The organism is Mesorhizobium loti (assembly GCF_003148495.1).
GTDB lineage: Bacteria > Pseudomonadota > Alphaproteobacteria > Rhizobiales > Rhizobiaceae > Mesorhizobium > Mesorhizobium loti.
In genome coordinates, this window is sequence record NZ_QGGH01000022.1 from 22426 (window position 1) to 39176 (window position 16751).

At 60.0% G+C, this 16751-nt stretch carries 13 protein-coding genes; 9 read left to right on the plus strand and 4 right to left on the minus strand.

Translation table 11 applies throughout. From position 1 onward, the window contains the following. Position 1 precedes the first annotated feature (1 nt). The 6 genes from C8D77_RS34810 to C8D77_RS34835 are packed head-to-tail and all read left to right on the plus strand — an operon-like array spanning position 2 to position 6445. The gene (locus tag C8D77_RS34810) at positions 2–787 is read left to right on the plus strand and encodes an SDR family NAD(P)-dependent oxidoreductase (protein ID WP_109672127.1); all 786 of its coding nucleotides are present in this window, start codon (positions 2–4) and stop codon (positions 785–787) included. 21 nt (positions 788–808) lie between these two features. Beyond that, the gene (locus C8D77_RS34815; RefSeq protein ID WP_109672129.1) at positions 809–2014 is read left to right on the plus strand and encodes a CaiB/BaiF CoA transferase family protein; all 1206 of its coding nucleotides are present in this window, start codon (positions 809–811) and stop codon (positions 2012–2014) included. 2 nt (positions 2015–2016) lie between these two features. Then, entirely contained in the window at positions 2017–2805 is a 789-nt protein-coding gene (locus tag C8D77_RS34820; protein WP_109672131.1) for an enoyl-CoA hydratase/isomerase family protein, read from the plus strand. After that, a complete protein-coding gene (locus C8D77_RS34825) occupies positions 2802–3818 on the plus strand; it encodes an aldose epimerase family protein (RefSeq protein WP_109672134.1) in 1017 nt (338 codons plus the stop codon). Before C8D77_RS34820 ends, C8D77_RS34825 begins: the two co-directional genes overlap by 4 nt. Next, on the plus strand, positions 3815–5608 hold the full coding sequence (locus C8D77_RS34830; RefSeq protein WP_109672137.1) for a CoA-transferase: 1794 nt from the start codon (positions 3815–3817) through the stop codon (positions 5606–5608). The genes C8D77_RS34825 and C8D77_RS34830 overlap by 4 nt, the downstream gene beginning before the upstream one ends. A 3-nt stretch (positions 5609–5611) precedes the next feature. Then, complete coding sequence (locus tag C8D77_RS34835) at positions 5612–6445, plus strand: SMP-30/gluconolactonase/LRE family protein (RefSeq protein ID WP_109672139.1); 834 nt, start codon at positions 5612–5614, stop codon at positions 6443–6445. A gap of 909 nt (positions 6446–7354) precedes the next feature. Here the strand turns inward: C8D77_RS34835 and C8D77_RS37915 are convergent. Next, complete coding sequence (locus C8D77_RS37915; protein ID WP_164548615.1) at positions 7355–7513, minus strand: hypothetical protein; 159 nt, start codon at positions 7511–7513, stop codon at positions 7355–7357. Between the two features lie 161 nt (positions 7514–7674). Next, a complete protein-coding gene (locus tag C8D77_RS37400; RefSeq protein ID WP_127263302.1) occupies positions 7675–7929 on the minus strand; it encodes a hypothetical protein in 255 nt (84 codons plus the stop codon). Positions 7930–9709: 1780 nt separating this feature from the next. Here C8D77_RS37400 and C8D77_RS37920 point away from each other — a divergent pair. Next, positions 9710–10012, plus strand: a complete 303-nt coding sequence (locus C8D77_RS37920) for a hypothetical protein (RefSeq protein ID WP_206534618.1) — start codon at positions 9710–9712, stop codon at positions 10010–10012. A 309-nt stretch (positions 10013–10321) separates the two neighbouring features. Here C8D77_RS37920 and C8D77_RS34855 read toward each other — a convergent pair whose 3' ends face one another. Beyond that, complete coding sequence (locus C8D77_RS34855) at positions 10322–12328, minus strand: DUF4838 domain-containing protein (protein WP_109672149.1); 2007 nt, start codon at positions 12326–12328, stop codon at positions 10322–10324. Between the two features lie 866 nt (positions 12329–13194). Next, positions 13195–13734 carry a hypothetical protein gene (locus C8D77_RS37925; RefSeq protein ID WP_170136908.1) on the minus strand — a complete coding sequence of 180 codons (540 nt, stop codon included), beginning with the start codon at positions 13732–13734 and terminating at the stop codon, positions 13195–13197. Between the two features lie 565 nt (positions 13735–14299). Between C8D77_RS37925 and C8D77_RS34865 the strand changes: the two genes are divergently transcribed. Then, positions 14300–14716, plus strand: a complete 417-nt coding sequence (locus C8D77_RS34865) for a Ros/MucR family transcriptional regulator (protein ID WP_109672152.1) — start codon at positions 14300–14302, stop codon at positions 14714–14716. 375 nt (positions 14717–15091) lie between these two features. Next, complete coding sequence (locus C8D77_RS34870; protein ID WP_170136909.1) at positions 15092–16408, plus strand: GMC oxidoreductase; 1317 nt, start codon at positions 15092–15094, stop codon at positions 16406–16408. Positions 16409–16751: the final 343 nt, after the last annotated feature.

Consider the following 16751-nt stretch of genomic DNA (forward strand, 5'->3'; position numbering starts at 1 on the left):
CATGGCTCGTCTTGAAGGAAAAATCGCCGTCATTACCGGCGCCGCCGACGGCATCGGCCACGCGATCGCCGAGGCGATGGCAAGAGAGGGCGCGCACGTCTTCCTCGGCGACATCGCCGACAGGGCGGGGGAAGCGTTCGCTGCGGCGCTGCGCGCGGCCGGTTACCGTGCCGACTATGTGCATTGCGATGTGTCGCAGGAGGCCGACATATCCGGCCTTATCGACAGCGCCGTCAAAAAGACCGGACGCCTCGACGTGCTGGTCAACAACGCCGCCATCGCCATTGGCGGCATGCCGGTGCACGAGATGACCGACGAGCAGTGGCACCGGCTGATCGCCGTCAACCTGACCAGCGTGTTTCGCGGCTGCAAATACGCGCTGCCGCACATGATTGCGCAAAAAACCGGCTCGATCATCAACATGGCCTCGGCGCAGGGCCATATCGGCCTCGACGGCTGGACCGCCTATGCTGGCGCCAAGGGCGCGGTGATGGCAATGACGCGTCAGATGGCGGTCGAGTTCGGTCCGATGAACATCCGGGTCAATTCGATCTCGCCAGGCACCATCAACACGCCGATGAACGACAGGCTGATCAAGGAGATCGGCGGCAACCTCGCCAAGGCCTGGGTCAAGATGCATCCGCTCGGCCGCATCGGCGAGCCTTCCGAAGTGGCCGAAGCCGCAATCTATCTCGCCTCCGACGCCGCTGGCTTCACCACCGGCACCGACCTGCGCGTCGACGGCGGGCTGACCGCAGCACCCCGCTACGTGCCCGAACTGCTTTGACAACACGAAACGAGACATGAAATGAACAAGGCCCTCGAAGGCGTCCGCATCCTCGATTTCAGCCATCTGCTGCAAGGGCCGTTCGCCACCCAACTGCTCGGCGACATGGGCGCCGACGTCATCAAGGTCGAGCGCGCCGGCGCCGGCGACATGTTCCGCGGCATGACCTTCTTTGCCAAATGGGTGGGCGGCTCCGAGAGCCCGAATTTCCTCGCCTGGAACCGCAACAAACGTTCGATCGCGCTTAACCTGAAGAGCCGCAAGGTTCACGCCATCCTCATGGAGATGGCCAAGAGCGCTGACGTGGTGGTGCAGAATTTCCGCCCCGGCGTGCTGGCCAAGCTCGGCTACGGCTACGAGGACTTCAAGGCTGTCAATCCGCGCATCATCTACTGCTCGGGCTCCGGCTATGGCGAGGAAGGTCCTTATGTCGAGCGCCCCGGCCAGGACATGCTGATCCAGGGACTTGCAGGGCTGATTGCCAACACCGGTCGCGGCGACCAGGCCCCGGTTCCCGCCGGCGCCGGTCTCGCCGACCAGATCGGCGCCATGAACATGGTCTACGGCATCCTGTCGGCGCTCTACTATCGCGAGAAGACCGGCAAGGGCCAGAAGATCGAGGTCAATCTGCTGGCCGGTCTGCTGGCGCATCTCAATCAAGAGTATGTTGCCGTGCTCAATCTCGGCGAAGATTTCGTCCGGCCCAATTCCGGCATTGGCCATCCCGGTATGCAGGCGCCGTTCGGCATCTACGAGGCGAAGGACGGCGGCTACATATCGATCGCCATGAGCCCGTTCAAGACGCTCTACGAGGTGCTGGAGGCGCCGCAGCTTGCCGTCTATGACGACCTGAAAACCCTGTTCGACAAGCGCGACGAGGTGTTCGACAAGGTCAATGCCGAGACCAAGAAGTTCGCCACGCAGGATCTGTTGGCGCGGCTGCTGGCAGTCGACATCTGGTGCGCCGAAGTGAAGGATATCCGCCGCGCGGCGGAGGACCCGCAGGTCAAGCATATGGGGATGATCACCAGCTATGATCATCCGCGCGGCGGCAAGGTGCGGGTGGTGGCACCCGCGGTCAAGATGAGCGAGACGCCCGCAACCATCGAGCGGCCGGCGCCGCTGGTCGGCCAGCATGGCCGCGAGATCCTGGCCGAGTTCGGCCTGTCCAAGGACGAGATTGCCGCATTGGAAGCGTCCGGTGACATGACCGTGGACGCGGCCTGACGATGCGAGCCTATCAGACACTTACGGTCGAAACTTCGGGCCGCGTCGCGATCGTCACCTTCCGGCGCGCCGACCAGCTCAACGCCATGAACCGGGTGATGCAAAGTGAGATCACCGAGGCCTTCGAGGCATTGTCGGACGACTCGGGCGTCGGCGCGATCGTGGTGACCGGCGAGGGGCGCGGTTTCATGGCCGGTGCCGACATCAAGGAATATGCCGCCCAGACAGCATCCGAGTTCGATACTTTCCAGGCTGCCGGCACGCGCATGTACGCGGCGATCGAGAACAACCGCAAGCCGGTGATCGCGGCGGTCAACGGCTTCGCGCTGGGTGGTGGCATGGAACTGGTCTTATGCTGCGATATCGTTATCGCCAACCAGTTCGCGAAACTCGGCCTGCCCGAGATCAAGCTCGGGCTGATCCCGGGCGGTGGCGGCACCCAACGCAGCGTCGCCAAGCTCGGCCGCAACCGCGCCAACCTTCTGCTGATGACCGGCGCCATTGTGCCGGCCTCCGAATTCGTCGCTGCCGGCCTGATCAACGAGATCGTCGATGTTGATCGGCTGCTGCCGCGCGCGCTGGAACTTGCCGAAATGATCGCTGCCGAGCCCGCCGCCGCGATCGAGGGCCTGAAGATGCTGACCGCGCATGCTGTGTCCGGCAATCTGGCTGATGGTCTCTCCATGGAGCGCGATAGACTGGGTGACCTCTACCGCGGCGAGATCGGCCAGCAACGTGTCAAGGAATTCGCCGACAGGAGCACTGCGCGGCTGAAGAAGGCCGGGTCGTGAATGCCGGCGACGACCATCGCGAGCTGGGCTGGGCGCATGGCGCGCTGACCGTCCAGCGGCTTGGCGCGATGCTGGCGCCTGTCACGTTCTTGCTGGCGGATGGCCGGCAGATCTCGCCAATGCATATCGCACCCTGGGCGAACGAGCCGGAGGCGGAAGCGCTGCCGGGCATTCTGCGCCGGTTGCGCGGCGAATGGCCCTGCGTGCCCTTCGGCTATTCGGTGCCTGCGGAGGGATGGCCCGAGAGTTGGGCGCGCGTGATGGGTCCGCCTGAGCCTGGCGAAGAAATCCATGGCCATAGCTCCAATCATGACTGGACCTGGCGCGACAGTAAGAGCGGGTCATTGTCGCTGGTGCTCGACTATCCCCAGGGAAGCTCGGTCGAGCGCGTCGAGCGGACGGTGATACCCGATCCGTTGGCGCCGGCCATCGATATTGAATTCAAGATCGTCGTTCGTCGTGCCTGCCGCCTGCCGATCGGCCTGCACCCGGTGTTCCGGCTGCCGTTCGAGACAGGCGCCGCCACGCTGGAACTCGGTGGCTTCGACGAAGGCCGCACCTACCCGCACGATGTCGAACCCGGCACGGCGCTGTTTGCCAGGAACAAGACGTTTGCCGAACTGACCAGCGTGCCGTCGCGCGCCGGCGGCGTGGTTGACGTCTCGCGGCTGCCTCTGGCTGCCGACACGGAGGAACTGCTGCAGATCGAAGGCCTCGACGGCACGGCCGCGCTCACCAACCACGAGGACGGCTACAGGGTAGAGCTCTCGTGGCAAAAGGAGCATTTTCCAAGCCTTCTGCTCTGGTACTCCAATCGCGGCCGCAAGGCGGCACCGTGGAATGGGCGTCATGTCGCCATCGGCATCGAGCCGATCTGCTCGCCCTTCGGGCTCGGCCCGGCGACCGCGCTGGCCGACAATCCGATCGCGCAATCCGGCATTGCGACCGCGCTCGAATTCTCACTCGAAAAGCCTTTCGTGACCCGCTATCGCATCGAGGCGTCCGCGCTGTGACAGATCGTACGGCAACGTCTCTGGTCAAACCAAACCGGCCACACTTCACCGATGTCGAGGGACTGCGCGCGATGGTCGGCCAAGGCGACTCGTTCGGCGTCGGCGGCCACCATTTTGCCCGCCTGCCGATCGCATTGCTGCGCGCGATCGCCCGGTCCGGCATCAAGGACTTGCGTTATGTTTGCTGGGCCGGCGGCTTGCCGCTCGAACTGCTGCTCGAAGCGAATGCGGTGGCGGAAATAGACCTCTGCTTTTCCAGCCTCGACATTTTTGGCCTTCCGCCACGGTTCCGCGCCGCTGCCGAGAGCGGTGTACTACCGGTTCGCGATTGGACGGCACTGGCCATGATCCAGGCCCTGCGAGCGGCGCAGCAGAACCTGCCGTCAATGCCGTTCCAGTTGCCGGATGGATCCGACATGCTGGCGCGCGTGCCGGGTGCGAGCGGCGAGCCCGATCCGATTTCAGGGACCGCTACCGGATTCATCCCGCCGCTGCGGCTCGACACATTCGTCGTCCACGCTCAGCGCGCCGATGAAAACGGCAACGTCCAGATCATCGGGCCGCGTGCACTGGACTTCGCCATGGCGGGTGCTGCGCGGCAGGTGCTGGTCACGGTCGAGGAAATCGTCCCAGTTGGGGCGCTGCGGCAGGACGGGCGCCAGAGCATCCTCACTCGCAATCAGGTTTCGGCCATTGCAATGGCGCCGGGCGGCGCCTATCCGGCGTCCTGCCTGCCATTTTATGTCACGGACTATCAGAGATTGTCGGAAGCATTCGCGGTCAGGGAAACGCCTCTGGCGCACAATCTCCGCCTGCCGTTCGAAGGCGTGCCGGCTCCCGTTCGAGAAGCTGCGAAAGTCCGTGCTGAAACGGTTATCGCCATGCCCGCGATGGCGCCTGAGAAAAAGAACGCATCCGTCGACGAGATCATTGCCGCCCGCATCGCTGCCGAACTCGATAATGAGAGCTTTGCCAGCGCAGGCGCGGTGTCGCCGCTAGCCAACGTCGCCTACCGGCTGGCCAAGGCGACGCACGCGCCGGATATGATCATCGCGACGATGAGTTGCGGCCATCTCGACATTGAGCCGAGCCCGATGATCCTGTCGCTGATCGAAAGCCTCGATTGCGAGACGGCGGTGGCGCATGCCGGCGGCGACGACACCTACTCGACTTATTATCAGGCGGGCGCGGTGACGCATGAGATCGTCGGTGCCGCGCAAGTCGACCGGCGCGGCCGCGTCAACACCATCGCGCTACGCAAACCAAGCGGAGGCCTGATCCGGTTGCCCGGGCAGGGTGGCATGGCCGATGTCGCCAACATGCATCGCGACTACCTGCTCTACATTCCCCGCCATTCGGTCCAGTCATTGGTGGACGAGGTCGAGATTGTCAGTTCGGCTCGCGGGCTGTTGACGCCGGCCGAGCGCGAGCCGATGGGCTATCGCACCGGCAAGGCGCTGGTTTTCACCGATCTCTGCGTCTTTCGGCTCGATCAGACATCCAGGGAATTGACCGTCGTCGAAACCATGCCTGGCATCACGCACCAGCAGATCCGCGACGCCACAGGATTTGCGGTGACGTTCGATGCCGACTGCCAGCAGGTCCCGCTGCCTTCCAACGACACGCTCGCCATCCTGCGAAACCGCATCGACCCGCTCGGTCTGCGTCGTCTGGAATTTGTCAGCGCCAAGGAGCGTGGTGCGCTCATCGCCGAGATCCTTGCGGCCGACCGCGCCATGGTTGAACGCTGCATCGCCGAACAGCAGAGGCTGCAAATCGCAAGGAGCTGATCCATGGCAAAGCCGTTGCTCGACATGTCCGCCGCGCGCGTCTTTTTCGACGGCATCTTCACCAGCCCACGCGTCGCGCATCCGGAGGGCGTGGCCATCCACAGCGATGGGTCCATCTGGTGCGGCACTGAAACCGGCGATCTCTTGCGGCTGACCGCCGGTGGTAGCTCGGTCGAGCGCATTGGCGGCACGGATGGCTTTCTGCTGGGCATTGCCTTCGACAGCGCCGGCAACTGTTTTGCCTGCGACCTGAAGCATGCTGCGATCTTTCGTTGGGATGCCGCGACAGCGCGCATGGAGCACTTCGCGTCGTCTGGCATCCGTGTGCCGAACTATCCGATCGTCGACGAGGCGAGAGGCTGGCTCTACGTGTCCGACAGTGTCGGCGAGGACAATCGCTCCGGCATCTTCCGCTACGATCTCAAGACGGGCGAGGGCGGTCTGTGGTGCCAGGAGGCGATGTCGTTCGCCAATGGCATGGCCATGGCGCCGGACGGCAACGGCCTCTATGTCGTGGAGAGCAACGCGCCTTGCATCAGTTATGTACCGATCCGCACCGACGGCACGGCAGGGGCGCGCAAAGTTGTCGTCGAAGGCGTGCACAATGTTCCAGATGGCGTCGCCTTCGCGCCTGACGGCTCGCTGTTCATCTCATGCTACGAGCCAAGCCGGATCTATCGCTGGCGAAAAGACCGAGGTCTCGAAGTGCTGATCGAGGATCCAACGGCGACCACCCTGGCTCACCCCACCAACATCGCCTTCAAGGGCGACAAACTCTACACGGCAAATCTTGGCCGCTGGCACATTACGGAGATTGATTTGGCCGCAATTGCATAGCCGGCATCGACCGCCGCGCGGCCCGGCTCCCGCCAACGGTGGCGGCTAGAGGAGTTCACCGATTCACGTAGCAACGCTACCCTCGCCATCCAATGCCTCCAGCGTGGAAAAACTAATGCTTCCAAGAATAGGCGCTATTGCGCATCTCCACTGTCTTGGCGTTACGAGCTTGGCGCTCTGCCTCGATAGTAATTTTGAACGGCCGGCTCCAAGCTCTCTCTGTCGACGCGGCAGTGGGTCATGAAAGCCTCCCTTGGCTAACTGACTTTGAATGCCGATCGTATGAAAACGTTCCTGCACAGTATCAGGATGTTAGGTTCGACTGGGACGAATACTAGGTCGTTTCAGTGCAAACGACTCGCATGTGAGTGTACGAAAGCGTACAATACGTACGTCACCCGCCATTCTAGGCATACGGGTGCTTGGAAGCCAACTCAGGTGCTCCCGCCGCTAAGCGGAGGCTGAAATGGCAGCAGATCAATACAGGTTGACGGCCTTCGATTGCGAGGCCGTACGGAACGCCTTCAGAAAATCCGGCGTGGAAAGACGCATCTCGGGAAGAAATAGGCGCCAATACGCCAGACTTCTCGCGCTCGAACTCACCGAATTGGGTGAAATCGACCCCCACATTCTGAAGTGGATTGTAACGCGCGCGGCATGGAGTGACGGTCATGGGCACTTTTGTTGACCCTTCAAGGACGGTAGACCCGCCTCTTCAATCCTATATTCTTGGTAGCCTCGTACGGCGACGGCGGGGCGCCGTGGTGTCGACCAATGCGATTGTCGCGGAGATCAGATTCGCGCTTCCCGGGTGCCAGGTCGAGGATTCGCAGATGGCAAAGTTCATATCAGAGGCCGCCATGCTGCTCGGTCTGGTCCCGGTCTTCGACCCTGCGTGGAAGGGGGACGTCAGCCCTGGTGCGGACCAACGGCTCCCTTGGGTCCGCCGGCACAAAAAAGCCCGCGCCCGTGCGGCACCGGGCCTTGGTTCGCGTGACCAAAGCTAAAAGACTGTCGACGACGGGGAATGGCGATGATTTTTGAAGGCTTCTCATAGCTCTTCTTCATTGTGGCTCCTCGCTATCCCGTAAAAAGAGCCCGCCTGGGAAAAGGCGGGCTAGAGTTTGGAGCTGGGATCAACCAGCATAGGGCTAACGAGCGGGGGACGGGTTGGTTACGCTGGGAGGCGCGACCGTCTGCGAGGTGGCGCACCTTGTGGCAATGGCGTCTCAGTGCATCAGGTAAAACCGTTGACCCGTGTATTGAGCGCCCTCCACCCACAATGCGAGCGCAATGGCTGGCGAACGTCCCTTGACTTCAAAATTGCGGCCCCGATAGCTTCCTGCCGCAATCCATACTGTCTTTGAACGCTGGTAAATCGCGATGCCCCGTGCATTCGCCCAGGCGTAGAGTTCTGCACCATTTCGACCCTTTTCCCAGCCTGGGGCCGATGCTGTCTCTGTATAAGAAAGCTGCGTATCCATATTAGATTAGCCTCCCTAATCTTGATAACGTAAGCGCCGTCTCCAACATCACGGGATGAATGATCGGACTACTCCGTTTCGGTTATGTGTCGACCACTCCACGATCAGGTATCCGCCATAGACAAGAAGGTCCTTCGCCTTGGGTCAGGTGACGGGAGTGATCGCGTCTTGGTCCGATGTGGCTCTTGGCGCCAGCCGTATCGAGATGACCGGCAAGGCTGCCTGAGAGGGACGCTTAGCCGCCTGTCCCGGCCTCTGCGGCGGGAGCTTGGTGTTCCTCTCCGCACCACGCAGATTACGCTTATATTAGCACTCGCGCAACAAGGTTGGCTCTATGCAGGGAGGGTCAACAGACTGGATCTTGACCGTTTGGGCACGGACTCTATGTAGATTGAATTCTAGGATAATACGGGCATTTTTGTGCGATGAGCAGTTTCGAAAGCGGCAAAGTCGAGGTGGAGGTGGCGCCGTTCCGGCCGACTGACAATCGTCGCAAGCATTCCAGGAAAAGTGTGAAGCGGTTTTCCAGGGAAAAGGGCAAAGCACTTTCCCTTGGGAATTGCGTCAAGACAAACGGTTACATCGGCTCGCCGTTTCCGTGAAACGGTGGACTGCTCTAGGTCTTGCCGCGGCTTTATCTGGAACGAATGGCCGGTGGGGCTCGCTGCGTTGGACAGCTTTGCTTTGCGCCACACCGGCCATGCGGGTTGGATTGGGTGTCCCCGCGTTGATCAATTTATAGGCATATTAGCAATAGCGCAAATAAGACTGAAGTCCCATGGAAGTCCAATCGTGGGAATTGGTGGCGGCCAGCTATCTACAGGCAATAGGGGCTCAGCGACGCGGTCGCACGGGCTGTTTGGACGCGACGTCTGATGCGTAAAAGCAGGCATCTATGTCAAATGCAAAAGACAGCGGCCCAATATGAACATAGACCAGTATATCGCCTAGCGATGGCGAGCACCGTCGTCGGCAATTTTGGGAGCCAGCAGGCCAGAGCCAATGCATCGCGATCACGAAGAGATCTTTTATCGGGCGAATGCTCTTGGCGTCACGATCTTTCAACGTTCAAAAACGGTGTGGGTAGCCACCGGAAGCCACCGGGGTCGCCATTTTGAGGTCAAAGCGCGTTCTCCTGCGATCGTACTCGCATTGTGGATGGAAGCCGCTCAGTACACAGGTCAACGGATTTAGCGCCTCGCAATGACAGGCGCGCCTGGACAGCGATCGCATCTCAGGGATGTTGGAACTTGATCAACCTGCTGTCCTCAAAGTCCGTCCCGGCTCGTGCAGGAAAAATCGGGACGGGAAGTCGGAACCGGAATGTACCTTGCCCGAAGCGTCGAGCAACCGCGGAATCTACGCACGACAACATTGTCAGATGGTTAACAAATGGTTGCTTCTGAACTTTGGGATTTGTCAGGCTGGTGTCAAGAACGCAATGAACAGTCAGATCACACTGGCGATCGAACGCCCGACAATTCTAAATAGATATGCCAGTTTCTACTTGGCCACACAGCACGCTAAATGGCTCGCCGTTGCTGCCAATGCAGGCGACTGTTGTCGACTGCCGCATCGATTGGCAAGTTCTATGCAGATATCCAAGCAATAGCTAATGCTCCTGTTTTTGAAGGAGAGGTGAGTAAATTTTGATCGGAAATCGATTCAGAAATTATAAAACATGCCGACAGCCGTATCGTCAGACAAGACTCGATCTTCCGGAAAAAATAAACGACAAGATTCTCAGGGGCTGATTATCACCATGTTATGGAGGTCTATCATGATCATACGCGTTCTTACCGCAATTTCTCTTGCTGCATCTGTTGCCTCGGTCTCGACGACCAGCTTTGCTGAGTCTTCGACCAAAATTGTATCTGTGGAAGCAGGTAAGGCAGGTCGCGCTGCCGAACCCGGCAAGGCAGGTCGCGCTGCAGAACCCGGCAAGGCCGGCGGTGCTGGGGAAACCGGTGGCAAGGCTGGCGGTGCTGGCGAAACCGGCGGCAAGGCTGGCGGAGCCGGTGAGTCCGGAGGCAAGTCCGGCGGCACTGGAGAAGGTGGCAGCAAGGGTAGCAAGGGCAACTGATCGTCCTATCGATCCTGCCAGATCATTAAAGAGCGCACCTCGCCCGCGTATGCTGGCGGGTGCGTTCAACCTTTTCGAGCTTCCCACCCCGCATGCGGTCGGAAACGCAGGCTGATGCCTTCAAGGGGTGAGGTCGGGATCCTGTCAGGAAAAGTGGCGCAATCGAACGGCGATTGTCGTGCCGCGATTGCTGGAGGCTGGACGACCGCCGCAAGTCGAGCGTCTGCGGTCTTGCCAAAATGCAGCCGCTGGCTGGCGGCCCGGCGGCGAGAACTTCCCTTATGAGCCACTTCCATTCACCGGCGTGCATCACTCCGGATCGGGATCCGGCGATTGGCCTGCCGCGCCTGGAAGCGTCCAACTCGTGCTTTCGACCCACGCGCAGTGATTCAAGTTGGATATCCACATGCGTTCGTTCGCTCGTCGAAATGCCAACAGCGCCTGCAGTTCCACCCTGCCTCTCTCGTGTCTGGATTCTGGATTTCCGAGCGTAAGCTTGGCGGCGGCTAGAGAGCATAACTTCGCGTGCTGCAATCCCAATCGAAGGAATTGCACCCGCATGGACGCCTCCTGATCGCCGTTTGCAGAGGACGCTGCCCTGTCGAGCAATTCTTCGGCTGGTGCAAAACTCTCCTCTGGATAGATCGCATGCGCCGCTTTCGCCCAGCTTCGCCAACGCGACGCCCCAAGAGCCTCAAAGGTGTCATGCAGGCGGGCGCGCCCACCCGACGTATAGGCCTCCCAGAAATCAAAATATTTCCTCACGTCAGCCGCGGCCGGGCCGAAGGCTGAGTAGTATTCGGACAGGAGGGTGCTAGCGGGTACTTCGGGACGGATCTGCAAGCGCAGCAACAGGTAAAGATTTGGGCCCTGTGTCGCCCAATGGCCTGTCAGCGAATCGAAATCGGTCCCGACCATTCCGTTGTTCGCGGCGCTCTGAAATTCGTCGGCGAACTGGGTCGAAAATATGTGCGGCATACAATATCCGTCCAGAAAATAGTTCGCCCGCATGAAAAGCTTAGCTTGTGTGTCCGCCCAACCGCGCCACTGGGCCTTCATCCAGTCTTGCTCGTCGCCACTTCGAGGATAGAACCAGGATGATGGGCAAAATCCGATCATGATGTTCGGGCCCAATTTTACGCCCGATGTCGGAGCGGCGAAGTAGTTCATATAGGCGTAGCCCACGACAACCGCGTTTGAATTGTATTTCGCAGCGTTCTGCTGGATGGCTTGCCAGGAACGTGCATAACGGTCGGATACGAAAGGCTTGCTGGCAAGCTTCGACTTCGACGGGATGAATTTTCGATAGTTCGGCGGCTCGGGACCATCCAGCGCCTTGCACACATCGCATTCGCATTGGCCAGGGACGTCGTTCTCAACAGCGTTGACGAAGGTTGGAAGATGCCCCGGGCGATCGCCTCCATGCTGACGCCACTGCGAGACAATCTCTTCGTGCAGACCCGCATTGGAAATGCACATCGAGAAGCGCCCACCCAGCCGTGAGGGGCCTCGTTTGCCGTTGACCAGCTGGAACCATTCTGGATGCTCAGCGCCATACTGCCGCCACCAGTCGACGAAGGCATGGCCGTACTTCGCCGGGATTCGGCGACCCATGCGGTTGCGACGCAGAAATGCAGCCTGGGCGTTCATGTAGTCTTCAGCTGCTGCGGCGGTGAAGCCCATCTCGGGATGATCTTTGGCCCTCAAACCAGCACCCGTGCGCACTTGACGCTGCATGAATCGAGGCGTTACTACGCGATCTTGAAGAGGAACGACTACTGACTCTGCTTTTGGAACAAACGTTCCCAGTTCGCCCGGCCACAGCCACCGAACCGCAAAGTAGCGATCGAGAAGTTCGTAGACGCCGAAGAGCGTTCCCGCGGACGTGTTGACGTCAACAGGACTGCCGCTCGTGTCGTGCCCTGCGATACACAGGTGGCGGCCGACGGTGCGAAGCGCACACGACTCTGGCCCCAAGGCGTCGAAATCGACTCCGGCCTTTCGCGCAAACCGGGTATCGCCCAGAAAGATGTGGGTCTTGCCGAGCCCGGTCGACGTCACCTTGCTCTCGGTCACTGTGGCAGGTTGGAAGCCGGTGGCCTTTTCAATATGCCAGCTGAGTTCCACCGCAGCGTAGTGGACAGAGTCGTTGGGCGTATCGGGGGTGACCAGAGTGACGACGGGTCTGCCTTCCGCCACCAACGTTACACCATCGCCTGGCTGGTGGTACGCGTCAGCCGGCTTGCAAACGCCGAGCCAGTGCGACAGGCCTAACAGAGCTCCCTGCGCAAACGTCCTTCGCGACAGTGCAGGCATAACTAGACCCTACCTACGATCATCCAACTGGTGACTGCGCGAAGCGGCATGTGGAGTAGTGCAGGCATGGGCGCCATCCGAAGAAAATTACCCGCCGCAGGTTGGTACGGCGGGCGATCAAGCGTTGCATACCAAGCGAAGTGGCTGCCGTTGCACGCAGATCATCGGTGAATGGTATTGCCGCCGCTGTATTGATCCCAGATAGCCTTTGGACGTTTCCGCTAAACCTTTGGGCGGGGTGAGGGGACGTTCTTGTCCCTTGGTGGCTTGCTGTTTTTCGCGCCTTCCACGCTTGGTAGGATTCGACACGTACCCTCGTTCCGGGAGTTTGCTTGCGCCAAGCGGGGGACGAGATCGACAGTAGGGTGTTGGCAAAACCGGCATGGCAACCGATGGGCAAGTGTTAAAGTCGTCACATTCCGTGCAACTCTGGTCTGGCATTGTCGTTGTCATGTGCAGTTGCATGGCGACAGGGCTACAATTCATGGGGGGTAACGACCGGTGGCGAACTGTCGCCAGCTCTCTGGGCGTCACTGTTTATCAGCGCTCAAAGACAGTGTGGATCGTGGCCGGAAAATACAGAGGTCATGATTTTGAGGTGAAAGCTCGTTCGCCAAACATTGCGCTCGCTTTGTGGAAGGAGGCCGCGCGTTATACTGGTTCGGACTGGTGACAACCGACAGGACGGTATTTTGCGCATAGAACAGCGGCATGCTTCGTGAGAGATGTGCCGTGCCGGTCGGTGGCGGCGAAGGTGATATTTCCAACGACACAACCTCGACGATGGAGTTGGTTGTTGGACAAGCGGATGCCGGCAAGTGAATAGCTCACTTAACGGCATCCGACAGTCTCAGGCGTTTGTCAGTCTAGCCGGCGCCGCCGCTCTTGCCGCTTTCGCCTCCAGCCTTGCCGCCGCTTTCGCCAGCACCGCTGCCCTTGCCGCTTTCGCCGCCAGCTTTGCCGCCGGTCTCGCCAGCGCCGCCAGCTTTGCCGCCGGTCTCGCCAGCGCCGCCAGCCTTGCCGCCGGTCTCGCCAGCGCCGCCAGCCTTGCCGCCGGTCTCGCCAGCACCGCCAGCTTTGCCGCCGGCTTCGCCAGTGCCTCCAGCCTCGCCAGTGCCTCCAGCCTCGCTTGACGCAGTGCTAAGGGTAGCGCCACCGGTCTCGCCGGCGCCTCCAGCCTTGCCGCCGGTCTCGCCGGCGCCGCCAGCCTTGCCGCCGGTCTCACCGGCACCACCAGCGTTGCCGCCGGTCTCACCGGCACCACCAGCCTTGGCGCCGGTCTCACCGGACGAACTTACTAGGACGCCGGACTCTCCAGCGGCGCCGGCATAGGAAATCCCGACCGTGCCCAGAGCAAAGAATGCCCCCACCAGCAACTTCGCCGTCGTTGTAACTTTAGTGGTCATATCGTCTCCTGATATTCGAGCTCCCCCGCATAATTAATAATCGGATTCTCTGGGAAAGGTTATTCAAAATCACGTTTGCCTTGGACACATTTGATGACAGTGTGACACGAGATTACCGATGTATAAATAGGGGCTATCTTGAGTAATAAAAAATACAATGGTATCATGCGCCTAGAGTAATTTTGAAACAGTCGCCAAAAATTAGAAGTTAGGACTCCCCAATGGGGTGAAGCATATGCAGGATATTTAAGTGATATCGGGCAGGAGGTGCATCGAGTTCAGCGAATTTCAAGAAAACACCGAGCAAACGCAGCACGCGGACGCGAGGCCGACGAATGGGCGCACCTTGGCCATCACTATCGGTTACCACTTTTGGATGGATTCAGCGCCACCAAGGGCAATTGACAGAAGTGGCGCCTAGAGATGCCATTGAAGGGTTCCAAGCGCGGGGGAGATCAGGGGCGCGTGCTCCCGATTTGATGTTGGGCAGTTCGGCAGACGAGCGATCCAGACATGCTCCGCATTTGGCTACGGACGACAACCATCGTCAGCCGAGAGCGGATCCATGGCCCCTGACCCCGTCGATCACCTGGAATCAACTGTCAAGATTGTCTCGGCCTTTGTCAGCAGGAACCGAGCCTCACGTTCTGATCTGGTGGATCTGGTCCAGAATGTCGGCCGCACATTGCAGGCCCTCGCGGGAGGCACGGAAAAAACCAAACCGAAGCTTGTTCCCGCCGTACCAATCAGCAAATCGGTGACCCCGGATTTCATCATTAGCCTGGAGGATGGACGCAGGATGAAATCATTGAAGCGGTATCTGACCTCGATTGGAATGACACCGGCCGACTATCGCAAGAAATGGGGTTTGCCGCCCGACTACCCGTTGGTGGCGCCGAATTTCACCGCACTGCGTTCGCAAGCGGCAAAGAGGATCAGGCTTGGACAGCGGATCGCCAGTGATCAGACCTCACGAACCTGACCGCATTGCTCTGCGGCCATTCAACCTCAGTTCTCCCTTGCGCTGTTCGGGTGATGATTTTGCCGCGCCGGCCGCCTGCTCGCGATTCATGCCGCCATGATAGAGGATTGCGACAGCATTCCCCACGGTACGTGCCTGGAAGCAGATCTGTGCATTGTGGGGGCGGGCGCAGCCGGCTTGGCACTGGCTTCACAGTTTGAAGGAACGCGACATCGTGTATGCATCATCGAGAGCGGCGGGCTGACATACGAACACTGGCGCCAAAGACTTTCGCGCGGCCGCTCTGTGGGCAGACCCTACGAGGCGCTCGACCTTTGCCGTATCCGACAGTTTGGCGGCAGTACCGGCAGAACTGGTTGGGGCGGGTGGTGCAAGATGCTGGACCACGTCGATTTCGAGGCTCGGTCTTGGATCCCGATGAGCGGATGGCCCGTCGACCGTAACTCGCTTCTCCCCCACTATGAAACAGCGGCCGGTTTGTTGGGCATCGAGGACTTGCAAGCCGAATGGCCGGCCTCTGCAGTTCTGCCTATGAATGGGCCGCTCTTTTCAGAACGATGCTTTCTCAGTCCCATCCCGGATTTGGGGGCGACACTGCGCGCTAGGCTGCAAGCGGCGAAAAATGTGCAGGTTGTCCTGCACGCCACGGCCTTGCGGTTAGACACTGACACATCCGGAAGATGGGTTCGCTCCATCGAGGTGGCCAGTACGCCAGACAGGCGTTTCCGGATCGAAGCACGATCATTTGTGCTGGCCTGCGGCGGGATCGAAAACGCGCGCCTGCTCTTGGCTTCGAACCAACAGATGCCGAATGGGATAGGCAACCAGCATGACCTCGTTGGCCGCTATTTCATGGAGCATCCCCGCGTAAAATGGGGAAGCCTGCAGATCTGCCGTCCTGACGCCGCCATAGCCTTTCACGTGCCATCCGCTGAGGCTCGCAGGCCCTATCTGTCGCAGGCAAAACACTGTGACGTGACCGCTGCGTTCGGACTGGCGCTGCGCCCAGAGATTCGGGAAAGTGAACGCCTTCTCGGCTCCCGGACGTGGATCAAGCCGGGACCTTGCGCCAACGATTGGGATGGTTCCGAAGCGTTGCATTATCTTGCTTTTTGGCTGCGGAAGGGACGCCTGCATCGTGACCTTATCAAGAGTGGCCGCACCATCCTTCGCCATCCCGCAGGATCCATCGCGTCGGCTATCGACCGCATCGGGCGCTCACGCCGGTGGGCAGGGCACTTCCACTTTGATACCATCCTCGAACAGGAACCGGACCCGGAAAGCCGGGTCACGCTGGATACAAGGCTTGACGAATTCGGTCTCCCGCGCGTGAAGCTGGAATGGAGGGTGGGACCTCTCGTTCGGCGCACACTTCAGCGAGTGCAGACGATCGTCACCGACGAGATGCGGATGTTGGGGCACAGAAGCGATGTCCTGGCTTGCGCCCACGGGACCCCAGCCTACGGGGACGATATCCCATACCGATGGGTCAGGCACCACATGGGCACAACGAGGATGAGCAACGACCCGCGGACTGGCGTGGTCGATGCCACGTGCCAGGTGCACGGCCTCGCGAACCTTTTCGTCGCCGGGAGTTCCGTCTTTCCCACCGGGGGGAATGACATGCCCACCCTGACGATTGTTGCACTCGCCATTAAGTTGGGCGGGCACCTTCAGCAGTGGCTCGAGTAGGGATCAATTTCGCGTTCGCAGAGCCAAATTGACAGAGGCTGCGCGCGGAGGCGTCAGCCGTCTCTCGGCTCGTTGCTTGAAAATCGAATGCACGCGATTCCAAGGATAAACTTTCGTATCACAATGATACAACTGCAAGTTTACTTGATATACTTTGTAGGTGGATGCGAGCGTTTACAACTCTGAAACTCGCTTCGAGTGAGATACCTGCCTGCGGTTGGTTACAGACAGCATCGGGTGCAGCCCGGCACCCTTCTGGTTGATGGTACACCTTTTGGTGGAGCCGGCCACAACCTCACGACATCTGCCTTTCTCCGGTCTAATCCTATCAAAAATATGCGAT

What these genes read in the sequence shown, in the direction of transcription:
- C8D77_RS34810 (WP_109672127.1), top strand. Translation starts at nt 2, where the DNA reads ATGGCTCGTCTTGAAGGAAAAATCGCCGTCATTACCGGCGCCGCCGAC.
- C8D77_RS34815 (WP_109672129.1), top strand. Translation starts at nt 809, where the DNA reads ATGAACAAGGCCCTCGAAGGCGTCCGCATCCTCGATTTCAGCCATCTG.
- C8D77_RS34820 (WP_109672131.1), top strand. Translation starts at nt 2,017, where the DNA reads ATGCGAGCCTATCAGACACTTACGGTCGAAACTTCGGGCCGCGTCGCG.
- C8D77_RS34835 (WP_109672139.1), top strand. Translation starts at nt 5,612, where the DNA reads ATGGCAAAGCCGTTGCTCGACATGTCCGCCGCGCGCGTCTTTTTCGAC.
- C8D77_RS37915 (WP_164548615.1), bottom strand. Translation starts at nt 7,513, where the DNA reads ATGAAGAAGAGCTATGAGAAGCCTTCAAAAATCATCGCCATTCCCCGT.
- C8D77_RS37400 (WP_127263302.1), bottom strand. Translation starts at nt 7,929, where the DNA reads ATGGATACGCAGCTTTCTTATACAGAGACAGCATCGGCCCCAGGCTGG.
- C8D77_RS37920 (WP_206534618.1), top strand. Translation starts at nt 9,710, where the DNA reads ATGATCATACGCGTTCTTACCGCAATTTCTCTTGCTGCATCTGTTGCC.
- C8D77_RS34855 (WP_109672149.1), bottom strand. Translation starts at nt 12,328, where the DNA reads ATGCCTGCACTGTCGCGAAGGACGTTTGCGCAGGGAGCTCTGTTAGGC.
- C8D77_RS37925 (WP_170136908.1), bottom strand. Translation starts at nt 13,734, where the DNA reads ATGACCACTAAAGTTACAACGACGGCGAAGTTGCTGGTGGGGGCATTC.
- C8D77_RS34865 (WP_109672152.1), top strand. Translation starts at nt 14,300, where the DNA reads ATGGCCCCTGACCCCGTCGATCACCTGGAATCAACTGTCAAGATTGTC.
- C8D77_RS34870 (WP_170136909.1), top strand. Translation starts at nt 15,092, where the DNA reads ATGCTGGACCACGTCGATTTCGAGGCTCGGTCTTGGATCCCGATGAGC.